This window comes from Pseudomonas sp. C9 (assembly GCF_002000165.1).
In the GTDB taxonomy this organism is placed as follows: Bacteria; Pseudomonadota; Gammaproteobacteria; order Pseudomonadales; family Pseudomonadaceae; genus Aquipseudomonas.
Window position 1 is genome coordinate 296,892 of the sequence record NZ_MPAK01000002.1, and the last position, 17,502, is coordinate 314,393.

Annotated in this window: 9 protein-coding genes and 2 pseudogenes; 7 read left to right on the forward strand and 4 right to left on the reverse strand. The window is 57.7% G+C overall.

The genetic code is table 11. The features are described from left to right. Positions 1 to 203: 203 nt before the first annotated feature. Positions 204 to 4,154, reverse strand: coding sequence for a trifunctional transcriptional regulator/proline dehydrogenase/L-glutamate gamma-semialdehyde dehydrogenase (gene putA / locus BMS17_RS28295; RefSeq protein ID WP_077432338.1), 3,951 nt, complete (start codon positions 4,152 to 4,154; stop codon positions 204 to 206). Positions 4,155 to 4,615: 461 nt separating this feature from the next. On the opposite strand from putA, the gene putP reads away from it, so the two are divergent. Then, positions 4,616 to 6,100, forward strand: a complete 1,485-nt coding sequence (putP, locus tag BMS17_RS28300) for a sodium/proline symporter PutP (protein WP_046031125.1) — start codon at positions 4,616 to 4,618, stop codon at positions 6,098 to 6,100. A 120-nt stretch (positions 6,101 to 6,220) separates the two neighbouring features. On the opposite strand, the pseudogene BMS17_RS28305 reads toward putP, so the two are convergent. Further along, a pseudogene (locus BMS17_RS28305) lies at positions 6,221 to 6,508 on the reverse strand (transposase); the annotation flags it as partial. Positions 6,509 to 6,989: 481 nt separating this feature from the next. On the opposite strand from BMS17_RS28305, the pseudogene BMS17_RS28315 reads away from it, so the two are divergent. The 6 genes and pseudogenes from BMS17_RS28315 to BMS17_RS28340 all read left to right on the forward strand — a co-directional run. Further along, positions 6,990 to 8,999, forward strand: a pseudogene (locus BMS17_RS28315) (type VI secretion system tip protein VgrG); the annotation flags it as partial. Between the two features lie 1,034 nt (positions 9,000 to 10,033). Further along, a complete protein-coding gene (locus BMS17_RS28320; RefSeq protein WP_046028308.1) occupies positions 10,034 to 10,420 on the forward strand; it encodes a hypothetical protein in 387 nt (128 codons plus the stop codon). Positions 10,421 to 10,741: 321 nt separating this feature from the next. Next, on the forward strand, positions 10,742 to 10,954 hold the full coding sequence (locus tag BMS17_RS30245) for a hypothetical protein (protein ID WP_139348154.1): 213 nt from the start codon (positions 10,742 to 10,744) through the stop codon (positions 10,952 to 10,954). A 501-nt stretch (positions 10,955 to 11,455) separates the two neighbouring features. Next, the gene (locus tag BMS17_RS28330) at positions 11,456 to 12,187 is read left to right on the forward strand and encodes a DUF4123 domain-containing protein (RefSeq protein ID WP_046028310.1); all 732 of its coding nucleotides are present in this window, start codon (positions 11,456 to 11,458) and stop codon (positions 12,185 to 12,187) included. Between the two features lie 352 nt (positions 12,188 to 12,539). Then, positions 12,540 to 12,863: a hypothetical protein gene (locus tag BMS17_RS28335; protein ID WP_077432341.1), complete on the forward strand. Its 324-nt coding sequence runs from the start codon at positions 12,540 to 12,542 to the stop codon at positions 12,861 to 12,863. A gap of 262 nt (positions 12,864 to 13,125) precedes the next feature. After that, positions 13,126 to 13,965, forward strand: a complete 840-nt coding sequence (locus tag BMS17_RS28340; protein WP_077432342.1) for a 23S rRNA (adenine(2030)-N(6))-methyltransferase RlmJ — start codon at positions 13,126 to 13,128, stop codon at positions 13,963 to 13,965. A 42-nt stretch (positions 13,966 to 14,007) separates the two neighbouring features. Here the strand turns inward: BMS17_RS28340 and msrA are convergent, their stop codons facing one another. Then, on the reverse strand, positions 14,008 to 14,658 hold the full coding sequence (msrA, locus tag BMS17_RS28345; RefSeq protein WP_046028313.1) for a peptide-methionine (S)-S-oxide reductase MsrA: 651 nt from the start codon (positions 14,656 to 14,658) through the stop codon (positions 14,008 to 14,010). A gap of 69 nt (positions 14,659 to 14,727) precedes the next feature. Beyond that, complete coding sequence (locus tag BMS17_RS28350; protein ID WP_046028315.1) at positions 14,728 to 17,415, reverse strand: bifunctional diguanylate cyclase/phosphodiesterase; 2,688 nt, start codon at positions 17,413 to 17,415, stop codon at positions 14,728 to 14,730. Positions 17,416 to 17,502: the final 87 nt, after the last annotated feature.

The window sequence follows — 17,502 nt, forward strand, 5'->3', positions numbered from 1 at the left end:
AACAGGATGATTGATGCTGGTGATGTTTGAGTAGTACAGCGATTGGGCTGGCGCCAAAAACCACTGTGAGAGCGGGCTTGCCCGCGATGGCGGCAGATCAGTCAATATCAATGGTGACTGATACATCGCAATCGCGGGCAAGCCCGCTCCCACAGGGATTATTGCTAAACCGGACACCGTTGCAGGTGCCCGGTTTATCGGTTTTAGCCGATGGTCATCAAGCTCGCATTACCACCCGCCGCAGCGGTGTTAACGCTCAACGCACGCTCAATCACCAGACGTTCCAGTGCAATGTTGGTTTCGCCCTGAGACAAGCCCTGAACACCGACAATGGCGCCCGCACGCTTGGCCACTTGCTGGCACACCGCACGCAGTTGATCGGAATGGCCGTGATGCAGAACCGCATCCAGCACCACTTCGTCTTTGTTCCAGTCGGACACCAGCTTGATCCGCGCCTGAACATCCTTCGACAGGCGTGCGAACAATGCCTTGCTCAGGTCAGTTTCCGGCCATACCGCCGAACCGCCGACAGCGAGGACCGCCGCCAGTTGAGTCAGCAGGTCGCCTTCGACTTCCGCCAGGCACAGCACGTGTTCGCGCGGCAGGATGGCGTAGCTGTTGCGCTCACCGGTCGGGCCCGCCAGTGTGCGGGTGATCCCGCTTTGCGATTGTGCTGCGTACTGCACGCACAGGGTGCTCAGGTCGGCAAACTTGTTGCCGTCAGCCCAGGCTTTCAGGGCGGTCAGCGGCTTGCTCATGGCATCACGCAGACGCACGTCCGGCGCAGCGATAGCGTCCCCACGAGCGAAGGATTGTTCGATTGCATCGGTAGGACGTGTCGACAGCAAACGGTACAGGTACAGCGGACCACCGGCTTTCGGGCCAGTGCCCGACAAACCTTCGCCGCCGAATGGCTGCACGCCGACCACGGCACCGACGATGTTGCGGTTCACGTAGACGTTACCGGCGTTGACGTTGTCGATCACCTTGGCGATGGTTTCGTCGATGCGCGTGTGCACGCCCAGCGTCAGGCCATAGCCGGAAGCGTTGATCTGACCGATCAGTTGATCGATGTCTTTGCGCTTGTAGCGAACCACGTGCAGTACCGGGCCGAAGATCTCGCGCTGCAACTCGTCAAAGCTTTCCAGCTCGATCAGGGTCGGCATCACGAAGGTGCCGCGTTTGACTTCTTCGCTGTTGGCGATGGCCACCTGGTATACGTTGCGACCTTTGTCGCGCATGGCCTGGATGTGTTTCTCGATGCCGGCCTTGGCTTCGGCGTCGATCACCGGGCCGATGTCCACGGACAGGCGCTCGGGATTGCCGAGGCGGCATTCAGCCATGGCACCTTTGAGCATTTCGATGACACGGTCGGCGGAATCTTCCTGCAAGCACAGCACGCGCAGTGCCGAGCAACGTTGGCCGGCGCTGTCGAAGGCCGACGACACCACATCAATCACAACCTGTTCGGTCAATGCCGAAGAGTCGACGATCATCGCGTTCTGGCCGCCGGTTTCGGCGATCAACGGAATCGGACGGCCCTGGCTGTCCAGGCGACCGGCAATATTGCGTTGCAGCAAACGAGCGACTTCGGTGGAACCGGTAAACATCACGCCTTTGACGCGATCATCGCCGACCAGGCCGGCACCGACGGTTTCGCCACGGCCCGGCAGCAGTTGCAGCACGCCTTCCGGGATCCCGGCTTCGAGCAGCAAACGCACGGCTTGAGCGGCTACCAGCGGGGTTTGTTCCGCAGGCTTGGCCAGTACCGGGTTACCGGCGGCCAGCGCAGCAGCCACTTGACCACTGAAGATGGCCAGCGGGAAGTTCCACGGGCTGATGCACACCACTGGACCCAGTGGGCGGTGGGCGTCGTTGGTGAAATCGTTGCGGGCCTGCACCGCGTAATAACGCAGGAAGTCCACGGCTTCACGCACTTCGGCGATAGCGTTGGCGAACGTCTTGCCGGCTTCGCGAGCCAACAGGCCCATCAGCGGCTGGATTTCGCCTTCCATCAAGTCGGCGGCACGTTCCAGAATCGCGGCGCGTTCAGCGGGCGGGGTGGCCTGCCAGATCGGCGCGGCGTTCAGGGCACACTGGATCGCGTTATCAACGTCATCGACGGTGGCTTCCTGAACATGGCCAACCACGTCACGCAGATCGGACGGGTTCAGCACCGGTGCAGGTGTTTCAGTGCTGGAGGCGCAACCGAGCATCGGCGCGGCTTTCCAGTGGTTGTGAGCGGTGGCCAGCAGCGCGCAGGACAAGGAGGCCAGGCGATGTTCGTTGGCCATGTCGATGCCGCTGGAGTTGGCGCGCTCGGCGCCATAAAGATCACGCGGCAGCGGGATACGCGGGTGCGGCAAGCCGAAGCCGCCTTCCAGCGTGGCCATCTGCTCGATGCTGGCCACTGGATCGGCCACCAGCTCCTGAATCGAAATCGACTGATCGGCGATACGGTTAACAAACGAAGTGTTCGCGCCGTTTTCCAGCAGGCGACGTACCAGGTACGCCAACAGTGTTTCGTGAGTACCGACCGGAGCGTACACGCGGCACGGACGGTTCAGCTTGCCTTCGGAAACTTTGCCTACAACCTGTTCGTACAGCGGTTCACCCATGCCGTGCAGGCACTGGAACTCGTACTGGCCAGGGTAATAGTTCTGACCGGCAATGTGATAAATGGCCGACAGCGTGTGGGCGTTGTGCGTAGCGAATTGCGGGTAGATGACTTCCGGTACCGACAGCAGTTTGCGGGCGCAAGCGATGTAGGAAACGTCGGTGTACACCTTGCGGGTGTAGACCGGATAGCCTTCCAGGCCTTCGACTTGGGCGCGTTTGATCTCGCTGTCCCAGTACGCGCCTTTTACCAGACGGATCATCAGGCGATGACGGCTGCGGCGAGCCAGGTCGATCACGTAGTCGATCACATACGGGCAACGCTTCTGGTACGCCTGGATCACGAAACCGATGCCGTTCCAGCCGGTCAGTTGCGGCTCGAAGCACAGGCGCTCCAGCAGATCCAGCGACAGCTCGAGGCGGTCAGCTTCTTCAGCATCGATGTTCAGGCCGATGTCGTACTGCTTGGCCAGCAAGGTCAGCGACAACAGGCGCGGGTACAACTCGTCCATCACGCGCTCGTATTGCGCGCGGCTGTAACGCGGGTGCAAAGCGGACAGCTTGATCGAAATGCCCGGGCCTTCATAAATCCCACGACCGTGGGACGCTTTGCCGATCGAGTGAATGGCTTGTTCGTACGAGGCCAGATACTTCTGGGCATCGTGCTCGGTGAGTGCCGCTTCACCCAGCATGTCATAGGAATAGCGGAAACCCTTGGCTTCGAACTTGCTGGCATTGGCCAAGGCTTCGGCGATGGTTTCGCCGGTGACGAACTGCTCGCCCATCAGGCGCATGGCCATGTCGACGCCCTTGCGGATCATCGGCTCGCCACTCTTGCCAATGATGCGGCTCAGCGACGAAGTCAGGCCGGCTTCGTTATGCGTGGCGACCAGTTTGCCGGTCAGCAACAGACCCCAGGTGGCGGCGTTGACGAACAGCGACGGGCTGTTGCCCAGGTGCGGCTGCCAGTTACCGGTGCTGATCTTGTCGCGGATCAGCGCATCGCGAGTGCCTTTGTCCGGGATGCGCAGCAGCGCTTCGGCCAGGCACATCAGCGCCACGCCTTCCTGGGACGACAGCGAGAATTCTTGCAGCAGGCCCTGCACGATGCCGGCACGGCCACCGGCACTCTTCTGGTTGCGCAGTTTTTCGGCAATCGAGGCAGCGAGCTTGTTGGTAGCTTCAGCCATGGCGACCGGCAGGCGAGCCTGTTCGATCAGCATCGGCACCACTTCCGGCTCGGGGCGACGGTAGGCGGCGGTGATCGAGGCGCGCAGTACCGATTGCGGCAGGATGCTTTCGGCGAATTCGAGGAAGCACTGGTGGGCGTGATCCAGAGGCGCATCGACGGTATCGTCGGAATCCTTGGTCAAACCGTTCAGCTCGGTCAGGGTTGCACCACCCTCGAGTTTTTCCAGGTAATTAAAGATTGCCTGCTTGATCAGCCAGTGTGGCGTGCGATCAATCGAGGACGCAGCGGCCTTGAGGCGCTCGCGTGTCGGGTCGTCAAGTTTGACCCCAAGGGTGGTGGTAGCCATATTTTTATCCTCATGTTTGCCACGACCGCGTGGCATCAGCTGGCGGCAAGATTAGCCGTGCAACTGTTGAGGTGCAACCGGGTGCAACCCTTTTTTTGCCGGAATAATAGGCAGCTCGTCAGGAAATAAATTCTGGTACGCCAGTGCTGCATCCAGTTGGTGCTTTTTAGAGCGGTCGACGTTCGTGCTTGCTCCGAAAAGGAGCAAAAGCGCTGCTTTTAATTATATTTCCGACTAGGTGCAACTTATTCTCAAAAAATGGGTTGCACCTTATTTGCTTTGTTGAATAGCATTCGCGCCCCAAGGTGCAACCCGTAAAAATACGGGTGCACCGGCTGATGGCTTTCCTGGGGAAACATCAGTCATAAATGCGCGGGACCCTGGATCGTCTGTCAAACGTCGTCGTTTGCGTGCGGTTCACCCACCGCCGCTACATAAAAACAAAGCCAGGGCGTAACTCAATGAGCGTAAGCAATCCAACCCTGATCACGTTCGTGATCTACATCGCAGCAATGGTGCTGATCGGCTTGATGGCCTATCGCTCCACCAACAACCTTTCTGACTACATTCTGGGCGGTCGCAGCCTGGGCAGCGTCGTGACTGCATTGTCCGCCGGCGCCTCCGACATGAGCGGCTGGTTGTTGATGGGCCTGCCGGGCGCCATCTACATGTCTGGTCTGTCCGAAAGCTGGATCGCCATCGGCCTGATCATCGGTGCGTACCTGAACTGGCTGTTCGTCGCCGGCCGTCTGCGTGTGCAGACCGAGCACAACGGTGATGCCCTGACCCTGCCGGATTACTTTGCCAGCCGTTTCGAAGATAAAAGCGGTCTGCTGCGGATCATCTCCGCGATCGTGATTCTGGTGTTCTTCACCATCTATTGCGCATCCGGCATCGTGGCCGGCGCCCGTCTGTTCGAAAGCACCTTCGGCATGTCCTACGAGACAGCGCTGTGGGCCGGTGCTGCGGCGACGATTGCCTACACCTTCGTTGGCGGTTTCCTGGCAGTAAGCTGGACTGACACCGTACAAGCCACGCTGATGATCTTCGCCCTGCTGCTGACGCCGATCATCGTGCTGCTGGCCACCGGTGGCGTCGACACCACGTTCCTGGCCATCGAAGCGCAGGACCCAAGCAACTTCGACATGCTGAAGAACACCACCTTCATCGGCATTATTTCGTTGATGGGCTGGGGCCTGGGCTACTTCGGTCAACCGCACATCCTGGCGCGTTTCATGGCGGCGGATTCGGTCAAGTCGATCGCTAACGCCCGTCGCATCTCCATGACCTGGATGATCCTGTGCCTGGGCGGCACCGTGGCTGTGGGCTTCTTCGGTATTGCCTACTTCTCGGCGCACCCTGCCGTGGCCATGCCGGTTTCTGAAAACCACGAGCGTGTGTTTATCGAACTGGCGAAAATCCTGTTCAACCCATGGATCGCCGGCGTGCTGCTGTCGGCCATTCTGGCTGCCGTCATGAGCACCCTGAGCTGCCAATTGCTGGTGTGCTCGAGCGCCCTGACCGAAGACTTCTACAAAACCTTCCTGCGCAAATCCGCTTCCCAGCTCGAACTGGTCTGGGTCGGCCGCGCCATGGTGCTGGTGGTTGCACTGATCGCCATCGCGTTGGCCGCTAACCCGGAAAACCGTGTACTGGGCCTGGTCAGCTACGCCTGGGCTGGTTTCGGTGCTGCGTTCGGTCCGGTTGTCCTGATCTCCGTGATCTGGAAAGACATGACTCGCAACGGCGCACTGGCCGGTATCCTGGTGGGCGCGATCACCGTGATCGTCTGGAAACACTTCGAACTGCTGGGTCTGTACGAAATCATCCCTGGTTTCATCTTCGCCAGCCTGGCGATCTACATCGTCAGCAAGCTGGGCACGCCGACTCACGGCATGCTGCAGCGTTTCGCTGCTGCCGAGGCAGATTTCCGCCTGAACAAATGATTGCGATGAGCTGATGCTCTGACCTTTTGCAGAACATGAAAACGGCCCGCTTCCTTTTGGAGGCGGGCCGTTTTTTTATGGCGCAGATCTCGTGCTATCGAAGTTCTAATGTGGGAGATTCTATGTTGCAGGGGAACCCTGCAGCCTTAAATTTGGCTGGTATTCGCTCTGGTTTTTCATGAGAGCGAATGCCACCCGGCATAGCTTGCGGGCGAGGATCACCAGGGCTTGGGTTTTTGCCAAGCCTCTGACGAGATAGGACTCATAGTACGGTTTCCAGGTGGCAGACCGACAAGCCGCCATCGCCGCGTTGTGAGCCAGGCGCCGCAGCTCCGTATCGCCTTTTTTGGACAGGTGGCGAGGGCTGTTCTTCTTGCCTGAATCCTTTGCTCGCAAGTCCATCCCCAAAAGATTACCGTTGGCGAGGTAAGGATTGTCATGACGAATCCTCGGAGCTAGGGTTTAAGGGCTTGTCGGGGTTTACCCTTGCGCTGGCTTGCCTCTATCGTCGGTTTTACCGATGAATTCCTTATCGGCGCTTCGGGTAGAAGGGGCGGGACGAGAAGTCTCCCACGGTCCGTACTGGCTAGAGTCGGAATCGAGCTTTTAGTCCCGCCCACCCCTTCAAGTCTAAACATACAAGCGAGCTTGCTCGCGATTGCGTCGGGTCTGTTGACATCAATGTTGAATGAATAACCGCAATCGCGAGCAAGCTCGCTCCCACAGGGATTGGTGGTGGTTTTGAGGGAGATGTCTGTAGCCAAACGCACTGATTCTTGAAGGATAAATCTCTTAAAAAGTAGGGAAAACCTGATTTCCTTGTCCCTCCCTCAACACCCCTTGTCGCTCATGCAGAATCGCCCGCCTTCATTCTGCAGAGACACATCGGATGTTCGCGCCTGCCAATCAACCGCGTTTCACGTTGACCCTCGACGGCGTCCAGAATGAGCTCAAAGTCCTTGAGTTCACGGGCACGGAAGCCATTAGCCAACCCTACCGTTTTGACCTGGAACTGGTCAGTGACCGACCGGACATCGAGCTTGAAAGCCTGCTGCACCGTCAGGCGTTTCTGAGTTTCGATGCGCAAGGTAGCGGTATCCACGGTCAGATTTTTCGGGTCGGCCAAAGCGACTCCGGGAAACGTCTGACGGGCTACCAAATCAGCCTGGTTCCACGACTGGCTTACCTCGGACAGCGCATCAATCAGCGGATCTTCCAGCACCAAAGCGTGCCGGCGATCATCGCGCAGGTGCTCAAGGACCATGGCATCCAGCGCGATGCTTTCGAGTTCCAACTGGGCAGTGAATACGCCCCTCGCGAGTACTGCGTGCAGTACGCCGAAAGTGATCTGGCGTTCATTCAGCGGCTTTGTGCGGAGATCGGTATTCACTACCACTTCCAGCACAGCGCCGACGGGCATCTGTTGGTGTTCGGTGATGATCAGACCGTTTTTCCTCGGCTGCCCGAGCCGACGCTCTACCTGCCGGGCAGCGGCATGGCGGCGGATGCGCCGGCCATCAAGCGCTTCAACGTGCGTCTGGAAACCCGCACCACAGCGGTTGCCCGTCGCGATTACGACTTTCGGAAACCGCGCCTGCAACTCGAAAGCCGTCTCGACAGCGAACAGCGCCCGGTGCTGGAGGACTACCACTTTCCCGGCCAATTCATTGATCGCGAACATGGCAAGCAACTGACCCAACGCGCACTCGAACGCCACAACGCGGACTTCCGTCAGGCTGAAGGTAAAGGCGACGATTCGGCGCTGGTTTGCGGACATTTCCTGCACCTCGCCGAGCATCCACGTCAGGCATGGAACGACCTCTGGCTGATCACTGAAATCGAACATCGCGGCCGCCAGCCGCAAGTGCTGGAAGAGTCGGCCACCAGCGATGACCCGGATGATTTTCAGGGCTATCGCAATACGTTTCTAGCGACGCCGTGGGACGTTTCGTTTCGCCCGCCGCTGGGGCCGCAAAAGCCTCGCATGCTTGGCTATCAACCCGCCGTGGTCACCGGCCCGGCCGACAGCGAAATCCATTGCGACGAGTTCGGGCGGGTCAAGGTTCAGCTCGCCTGGGACCGCGACGGTCAACTTAACGAGCATTCCAGTTGTTGGCTGCGCGTTGCGACAGGCTGGGCGCATGACCGTTATGGCAGCGTGCTGATCCCGCGCGTCGGCATGGAAGTGCTGGTCGGGTTCATTGACGCCGATGCTGACAATCCACTGGTGATGGGTTGCCTGCCCAACGCAGCGACCCCGGTGCCGCTGGACCTGCCCGCCGACAAGACCCGAAGTATTTTCCGCAGCCAGAGCAGTCCGGGTGGCGGCGGCTACAACGAATTGCGCATCGAGGATCGCAAAGGCGCCGAGGAAATCTACCTGCGCGCCCAGCGAAACTGGACTCAGCACGTATTGAATGATCAGCAGGTGCAGGTCGATAACCAGCGCAGCATCGTCGTCACCGGCACGGCTCGCCATGAGATGAAGGCCGACGAGCAGCGCATCACCCACGGTCAGCGCCAGGCTGAAGTGAAGCTCGATGATCATTTGGTGGTGGCGGGCGACCGACACATCCGCGTGACCAGCCAGGCGCTTAGCGCGAGCCAGCAATTTCACGTCAGCGCCGGCCAGCAAGTGGTGATCGACGGTGGTGCCAGCGCGACGATTCAGGCAGGTGGGCAGTGGATCAACATTGGCCCTGGGGGGATTTTCAGCAGCGTGCCGATTCAGGTGGGCGGGGCATTGATGCCGGCGATGGCGGCTGCAACGGCGTCGCTGGATGCACCGCTGAAACTCGCCGCCGCACCGGCAGCAGTGTTGAGCGCGGCACAGATCATGAGCCTGAAAAGCGATGCGCCGTTTTGCGAGGAGTGCGAGCGCTGCAAGGAGGGGGTATGTCCGACGCCGAGCACGCAAACCCACTCCCCAAAGTCCTCAGCCCGGCCGGCGCCTTCCAGCATTGAGCCGGGCTTTCATATCGTCGAGCAGGGGATGTCTCGGTCTGCGCTCGAATCAATCCTGTTTCCACAGCCGGCCCCGGCAGTACTGGAAAAATTTCGAAGCCTGAATCCGCAGCTCACTCAATACGCCAGGCCTGGTCAATTGATCGTCTTGAGCGATCCGCGCAATACGCAATGCACGCGTGAAGAAGCGTTGCTGATGGAGGCAGCGCAAAAAGTTGATGCAGCGCTTGAGCCGTTGAGTGATGCGGAAGCGGAGTTTATGGCGCGTCACCATGGGGAGATTCAATCCTTTCTTTCGCATGGCTCGACAGGTGTTGGCGTTGGTTCAGCGATGTTCGGTAAGCACTTGGGCAACTTGAAAAAGACCCTTGTAGAGCTTGAAACCCTGCACAAGCGCACCTTCGATAAACACGGAAAACTGCAGGGCGCGGATTTCTTTAACGAGCGTAAAAAGTTGATGGGGCGGCTGGATAACAGCCTTGGATCATTGGTGCGTAAAGGCGTGGGTATTCCGGATCATCCAAAACTGAAAAATGCGCTGGGGATATCAAGTCGCAGCCTGGTGCACCATTGGAGCAAGGCGGGTACAGCTGGAGGGATTCCGGGGTACGCGACGCATATTGATGGGGTGAGTAAAGCTGGGAAAGTGATGAAGTTGGGTGGTTGGGTTGGGGTTGGGTTGGGGGCTTCGGCTTCGGGAGTAAAAGTGAGAGAGGTTTGTCGGACTGGGCGTGAGCAAGAGTGCAAGAAAGTCAAAGTCACTGAAAGCGGGAAGCTGGTGGGGGCTGTGGCTGGAAGCACGATTGGTTCGAAGGTGGCTAGCTCTGCTTGTGTGGCAATCACTTGGACCGGATATGGTGCAATTGCCTGTGCCATTGTTATGGCGGGAGTCGGCGCAGTCGGTGGTGGCCTTATCGGCGAGGAAATTGGTGAAGGAATTGGCGAAAAAATTTACGAGTGGCGCGAGTGATGCTAGATGCAGAAGACATCTATTTCATGTTCGCGATTTTCAATATTGCATCGGGAATCGGAGTGCTTTTTGTTCAGCTCTATCTTGTGTTTTTTGAGCTTGAGAATATTTTTGCCGCGTTGCCGAATTCGTATGGCGCTGAACTGCGAAAGCCTTTTTTAAATGGGGGAGTGTTTAGCAAAATATTTGTAGTTGGAAATATAGCCATGATGCTCTGTTTTCATAAGAGGTCGATAAAAGGTGGGGATTTGAGTCAGTACGATTACGACAATTTCCCGTCAAAAATAAAATTTCAGTTGCGAGCGATGCATCTGGTATCGCTATTCCTCGGCGTGATGATGCTTGTGCTTTTTGCGTTGGGAAAGTACATGGGGTGGCTCAAGTAGGGGGGGCAAAAATAATGCCTCAACCTTTCTCTCTCTCTTTACGCGCTATCAAGATGATAAATACATATGACAGATGACGATGAGGTTCTATTTGTCTTGGTCACAGGTGGGTTGTTTTTGGTCTTGGGTTTGTTTTTATTGTGGGTCAAGTTTATTTGGCGTGCTTTCAAATGAAAACAATAATTGGGTCTTTGAGTAATTCTCGTGGAGTTTTGCTGCGTAAGTCTGTAATGAAGAGCGGTGTTTTTGGTGTTTATTTCATGCTGATTAGTGTGGGGGCTTTTTTTTATGTTTCCGTCTAAGTCAATCAAATGTGGGGACTTGGATGAAAACGATTATTTGAATTTTCCCCTCTGGCTTTTGAATCTTATGAAATTTCTTTATGTGGTGGGCCTTGGAGGAGGGCTGGCGATGTTTGTGCTTTTTTTTGGTGGGAAATACATGGGCTGGATTGAGTCATTTTGTCTCATTGGTGCAAAAAATGGGTTTCGTAATTTTATATACGATTTATTCAGCAGGGCCGGACGCGTTTGAAGAAGTGCTCAATTGGATAAAGCCTGTTGTAGCTTTTCTGTTCTTTACATCGATTGCGGTGATGTTTTACTTGGCGTGTTTAAAGATGGACAAAATACTCGACGATCTGAGTCGATCTGAGTCGATCTGAGTCGATCTGAGCCGATCTGAGCCGATCTGAGCCGATCTGAGCCGATCTGAGCCGATCTGAAGCGGTGAAGTTGCGCAGCCCGATAAAAGGGCAGTGTTTTCATTCCAGATATGAAGCGTTAGGGGTTGCCGGGTTTGTTTTAACGTTTCCCTCTTTAGCAATTAGACGTGGGCAATTGAATGCAGATGATTACGATAACTTTCCTGTTGGATTGCGACTGTTGATAAAGGTTAGTTCCTGCAGTCTCTGTTCTGTGTTTTTCTACTTTATCGCTGTTGAGCTAATTTATGAATATTTGAGTTGGGTCGATTGGTTGTTAATGACTCTGAATAATTTGGGTTGTTGGTGGGCTGAAATTAGGGGCGATTTTTATGAGTGTTGATTTCATTGGAAACTGGTTACAAACCCATCCGCTTAACAATACTGAACAAATCTTCGCCATTTTCAGCAACGCCAGCGCGGCTGAGCCGTTCAAGGCTTGGCAGCGCTCATTGAATGCTCAAGCGCCGAGGCCGATTTGGGCTGACACGATTTACTCCGAGTGGGAAGCGGTGATGCCTTATGTCGGAATCGTCGCCGCGGACAGTCAGTTTCTCGATTGGGTGGCCGAGACCGAGTCCCGCGATTGGGGGTGGTTGGCGGTGTCTTCGGCAAGTTTGGAGGTGGTGGTCGAGCATTTGCGCAGTCTGACGCAAGTGAAGCTGCCGGATGGGAAATCGGTGTTTTTCCGTTTTTGGGATGGGCGTTATTTGCTGCCGATTTTGCAGTCGGCTGATGTGAGTGCCTCGGAACTGCTGCCGGTGATCCGCAGGTGTTTGATCAATGGGCAGTCGGTTGATATCGGTGGCAGTGCGTTGCAAACATCGAAGGTTTTTCCATGGTGGGAGGTTTCTGAATCCCTGCTGCAACACCTCGGTGCTGAAGATGCTTCGACCCTGATCAACAATCTGGTGCGGTGGCTGAGTGAGGAGCATCCGGGCCTGTTCGAGGCGTTTTCAGAGGGGGTGTTGCGACGCAAGGTCGAGATGTTTCTTGCAACGCCTGACCTGCCTGCTGGACCGAAAGCCGAGTTGTTGGAGCACTTGATGGCGGAGCTGGAATGATCGGGTGTAGGGCCAGTCGAAATTTCTGGGCAAGGTCGTCGGACGTTTCCTTCAAGTTGTGGCGGCTTTCATGAACTGGTTTGAAATGTTCTCCATCGATAGTCTTTGGCTGTCACCGCGCAAGTGGTGGCAGGGTGTAGGAGCCCTCACTCATGATGCAACAGCTCTGTCGTTTGATTGCGGCACTTAATGTGTGCCCATAAAATCGTTCGCGGCGGCTGTGCGCGGGACACGCTTCGGCGTGACCGAGGTTCATGAGTGCTCGGTACTCCTACTCCTGCGCATGGCTGCCACCCAAACCTGTAGGAGGGGGCGTTTGGCAGCTTGTATTTCTTACTCATGGAAATTGCAAATGAAAACGCTGACACCCGATCCACCCTACGAAAAACCCATTTCCCACCCCAAAAGCCGCTTCATGGCACTCACCAGCAACTGCACCGAAATGCCCACGCTGTTCGTCGATACCCACGCCCCGCTCGATGTTTTAACCGAAGCCGCCAGCTACCGAATCCGCGCCGTCACCCAAGTGCTGGAAAACATGTCCATGCGTGGGTCTGTCGAGTGTGAGTCGTTCATCCTCAGTGATTTCGCTTTGCTGTGCGCCATCCCGTTGCGCGATGGGTGCGATGTGCTGGATGTTATCGGGCGGCGATTGCGGGCTCGGGCTTCGGAATAGCGCTGGCAGAACACGCTTTGTAGCAGCTGGCGAAGCCTGCGTCCGGCTGCGCAGCAGTCGTAAAATCAGGTTTCGCGGTGTTTCAGGCTCTCCTTGCAAGCTGGATTTACGACTGCTGCGCAGCCGGACGCAGGCTTCGCCAGCTGCTACAAAGAGCGTTGCAGGGGCTGTCGCAGCAGTCTCCGCAATCGCCCGCTCGGCTGCGAAGCCCTGACGTTCGCCTCGGTACAAGGTAAACTTCCCGGCCTTCGCAGGAGCAATCATGAATTATCGTCACGCCTTCCATGCCGGCAATCACGCCGATGTGTTCAAACACCTGACTTTGACCCGCCTCATCGCCCTGATGTCGCGCAAGGAGCAGCCGTTTGCCTATCTCGACACTCACGCCGGCATTGGCCTGTATGACCTTCAGGGCGATCAGGCCAACCGTACCGGTGAGTATCTGGAAGGTATTGCGCGTCTGTGGGATCAGCCGGATCTGCCAGCATTGACCGCCGATTATATGAAGGTGCTGCATGACATGAACCCGGATGGCCAGTTGCGCTATTACCCGGGTTCCCCTGAGCTGGCGCGGCGTCTGACGCGGCCGCAGGATCGGGTAATGCTCAACGAGAAGCATCCGGAAGACGGTTTGCTGCTCAAGGACAACATGGCTGGTGACCGTCGGGTGAAGGTGCATCTGGGCGAAGGCTGGCATGTGCCGCGCGCGATGTTGCCGGTGCAGGAGAAGCGGGCGGTGATGTTGATTGATCCGCCGTTTGAACAGCTTGATGAGATGCAGCGCTGTGCGGCGTCGCTGAAAGAGGCGGTTGGCCGGATGCGTCAAACCGTGGCGGCGATCTGGTACCCGGTGAAGGACCAGCGCCTGTTGCGCCGCTTCTATCAGGATCTGGCGGGCTCGGGCGCGCCGAAGTTGTTGCGTGTGGAGTTGCTGGTGCATCCGCTGGATACGCCGAACAGTCTGAACGGGTCCGGGTTGGCGATTGCCAATCCGCCGTGGGGGCTGGAAGAGGAATTGCGTGAGCTGCTGCCGTGGTTGTCCAAGAAGTTGGGGCAGACCCAGGGTGGGTGGCAGATGGATTGGTTGATTGCTGAGAGTTGATTGATCGTTCCCGCGCAGAGCGTGGGAACGATCAATCTGAAATCAGATCGGGCAGGTCACTCCCGTGCCGCCAATCCCGCAATATCCTTCAGGGTTCTTGGCCAGGTACTGCTGGTGATACGCCTCGGCGAAGTAGACCGTCGGGGCCTGGTCGATTTCGGTGGTGATCTCGCCTTTGCCGGCCTTGGTCAGTTCGGTCTGGAACACTGCCTTGCTGTTGAGTGCCGCGTCCAATTGCTCCTGGGTGGTGGCATAGATCACCGAGCGGTACTGAGTGCCGATGTCGTTGCCCTGACGCATGCCTTGGGTCGGGTTGTGCAGTTCCCAGAACATTTTCAACAGCGCTTCGTAGCTGACTTTCGCCTTGTCGTACACCACCAGTACCACTTCGCTGTGGCCCGTCAGGCCTGAGCAGACTTCTTCATACGTTGGGTTCGGCGTGTAGCCGCCGGCGTAACCCACCACGGTGCTGACCACGCCTTCGCGCTGCCAGAAGCGACGTTCCGCGCCCCAGAAGCAGCCGAGGCCGAAGATCGCGAAGTCGACGTCCTCGAAGAACGGGCCCAGCAGTGGTGTTTCGGTAAAGACAAAATGCTTTTCAGGCAGGTTCATCGCGGTTTCGCGGCCAGGCAGAGCTTGTTCTTTTGTTGGAAGCACGTTTTTGTTCACCAGAATTTCCGAGCGCAAGACCATGATCAGTCCCCTCAGTCAGGTTGAGTGTAATTGGTCAGACACGCAGTTTGCCCGAGTGTTACGCCGATGTCAGGCGAACGGGCCACGCGGGTAGCGCTTGAGCTTTTCGATCAGCTCGGCGCCGGGGATTGGTCGGTCGAACAGGTAGCCCTGGCCGACGTCGCAGCGGTGACGGCGCAAGAAGGCCAACTGCTCGGCCGTCTCGATACCTTCGGCCACGACCTTGAGTTTCAGGTTGTGGGCCATGGCGATCACCGCGGAGGTGATTTCCATGTCGTCCTGGTTGTCCGGGATTTCGTGGATGAAGCTGCGATCGATCTTGATGATGTCGATCGGGAATTTTTTCAGGTAGCTGAGCGACGAGTATCCGGTGCCGAAGTCATCCATGGCCAGGGTCAGGCCCAGGCGCTTGAGTTGATCGAGCTGCAAGTGCGTGTCTTCGGTGGCTTCCAGCAGCAGGCCTTCGGTGAGTTCCAGTTCCAGCAGGTGGGCTGGCAGCGCTTCTTCCTTGAGGATGGTCGCGATGGACGACACCAGGTCCGGGTCGGAGAACTGTTTGGGTGACAGGTTGATCGCCACTTGAAGATTGCCCAGGCCGGCGGCGCTCAGCGCCTTGCTCATGCGGCAGGCCTGGCGGGCGATCCATTTGCCGATCGGGATGATCAGCCCGGTTTCTTCGGCGACGCTGATGAACTGGTCCGGGCGGATCATGCCTTTGTCGGGGTGGTTCCAGCGCAACAACGCTTCCATCCCCAGCAGGCGGCCACTGCGCAAGCACAGCTTGGGCTGATAGAACACGTCCAGCTCGTTCTGGGTGAGGGCGCGGCGCAGGTTGTTCTCGACGAACAGCTTGTAGCTGGCCTCGGCATTCAGCGCTTCGGTGAACACCTGGACCTGATGCTTGCCGTTGGCCTTGGCCTTGTGCAGCGCCAGGCCGGCGTTGCGCATCAGGGTTTGCGGGTCACGACCATGCAGCGGCGCGCAGGCCAGGCCCACGGAGCCGGTGACGCTGATCAACTGGTTGTCGACGAACATCGGCTTGTCGAGGGTCATCAGCAATTGATTGGCGACCTGCAGGCCGGTGCGCATATCGGTGTTGTCCAGCAACACAGCGAATTCGTTACTGGCGAAGCGCGCCAGGCTGCCACTCGGGCTCAGGCTGTTGCGCAGGCGTCGGGCCAGGCTGATCAACAGTTTGTCGCCGGTCTGGTGACCGAGGCTGTCGTTGATCCGCTTGAAGTTGTCGATGTCCACCAGCAACAGGCAGATGGGCGTATCGGTGTCGCGGGCGAAGCGTTCATCGAGGTTGCGGATGAAGGCGGGGCGGTTGCCGAGATTGGTCAGGTTGTCGGTGTAGGCCAGGCGCTCGATGCGCTGCTGGGCGAGTTTGGTCTGGGTGATGTCTTCGTAAATGCCGATGTAATGCGTCAACTCGCGGTTATCGCCGTACACCTTGGAGATTGATAACTGCCCCCAGTACGGTTCGAGGTTCTTTCGTCGGCTCTTGAATTCGCCTTGCCAGCTGTTGCTCTTGGCCAGTGCCGAGGGTGCGTCGAACAGCAATTCACTGAGGTTCTCCAGTGCCGGCAGTTCCGACAGCCGCTGGCCGTGGACTTCTTCGGTGGTGTACTGGGTGATCGCGGTGAAGCTGGGGTTGACGTATTCCACCACGCCGTCGCAATTGACCAGCAAAAAGGCGTTGGCGCTTTGCTCGACCGCACGCTGGAACAAGTGCAGGGCGCTGGTGGCGGTGCGGCGGTTGTGGTTGTTGATGACTTGGGCGAACTGATCCGCCAGCTCGCCGGCAAAAGCGATTTCGTCCGACTCCCACGCGCGGGTCGCACCGATCTGTTCCAGGCACAGCACGCCGACCACTTGGCCGTCGACGCGGATACTGGCGTCGAGCATCGCGTTCACATCGCGCGGGCGCAGTCTCTCGGCCATTTCCCGGGTGCGCGGGTCACGCATGGCGTTATGGGCGTCAATGGCGCGGCTGCTGTGCAAGGCTTCGAGGTAATCGGGGAAGCCGCTGACGTCGATCGGTTCCGGCAGCTGGTATTCCCCGTTTTTGCGGTGATACGCCGAAATCGGCACCAGCAGCGAACCTTCAAGGTTCCACAGGCTGGCACAGTCAATTTCGTAGATGTCGCAGGCGCTGCGGGTGATCAGTTCGGCGGCTTCTTGCAGTGAATTGTTGCTGCTGTAGCGCTGGCGAGTCAGCAACAGGATCAGGTCCTGCTGGGCGCGCACCCTCTCCAGATGCTGCAGTTGTACCTGCTGGGCGAGCTGATTGAGTTCCAGGGCGATTTGCAGGCGCGAGTTTTGGGATTCCAGGTCGGGTAACAACTGATTGCTTTCGAACAGGTCGTCGATCACCAGCAGATAGCCGCGCAACAAGTGCCGATTGTGCTGTTTATAGGCTTCGCCCAGCTCCAGCAGGTTCAAGGCGCCAGAGGCGGTGTGCAGGGTGTAGCGGATCTGGTAATTCGGACTGTCGGTGAGTTGTTGCTGGACCGCGTCATGCAGCTGATAGCGCGCTTCGGGCTCCATCAGGCTGGCGTAGGGGGAGTCAACCAGCGCACACAGGTCAACGGCCGGCAGGCCGAAATGACGTTCGCAATTAGGATCGAGAAACAGCAGCGCCCAGCTAGGTTCATTCAGCCGTTCGAAACGCAGCATGCCGAGCCGCGAGGGCACAGGCAACTGCGTCACTACCTCGGCCACCATTCGGCTGGCGGCATCGGGTTGGCTTTTCATTGAGGGAAACTCGCTTCGAATATGCTGATCGCGCCGGGCTCTCGCCCTCTTAACTGTTGTCTGCGGCAAGGTTGCATCATTGCGGCA

Bases quoted from the DNA above. Each gene is read 5' to 3' on its own strand.
- putA (WP_077432338.1), bottom strand. From the start codon at position 4,154: ATGGCTACCACCACCCTTGGGGTCAAACTTGACGACCCGACACGCGAG.
- putP (WP_046031125.1), top strand. From the start codon at position 4,616: ATGAGCGTAAGCAATCCAACCCTGATCACGTTCGTGATCTACATCGCA.
- BMS17_RS28320 (WP_046028308.1), top strand. From the start codon at position 10,034: ATGCTAGATGCAGAAGACATCTATTTCATGTTCGCGATTTTCAATATT.
- BMS17_RS28330 (WP_046028310.1), top strand. From the start codon at position 11,456: ATGAGTGTTGATTTCATTGGAAACTGGTTACAAACCCATCCGCTTAAC.
- BMS17_RS28335 (WP_077432341.1), top strand. From the start codon at position 12,540: ATGAAAACGCTGACACCCGATCCACCCTACGAAAAACCCATTTCCCAC.
- BMS17_RS28340 (WP_077432342.1), top strand. From the start codon at position 13,126: ATGAATTATCGTCACGCCTTCCATGCCGGCAATCACGCCGATGTGTTC.
- msrA (WP_046028313.1), bottom strand. From the start codon at position 14,658: ATGGTCTTGCGCTCGGAAATTCTGGTGAACAAAAACGTGCTTCCAACA.
- BMS17_RS28350 (WP_046028315.1), bottom strand. From the start codon at position 17,415: ATGAAAAGCCAACCCGATGCCGCCAGCCGAATGGTGGCCGAGGTAGTG.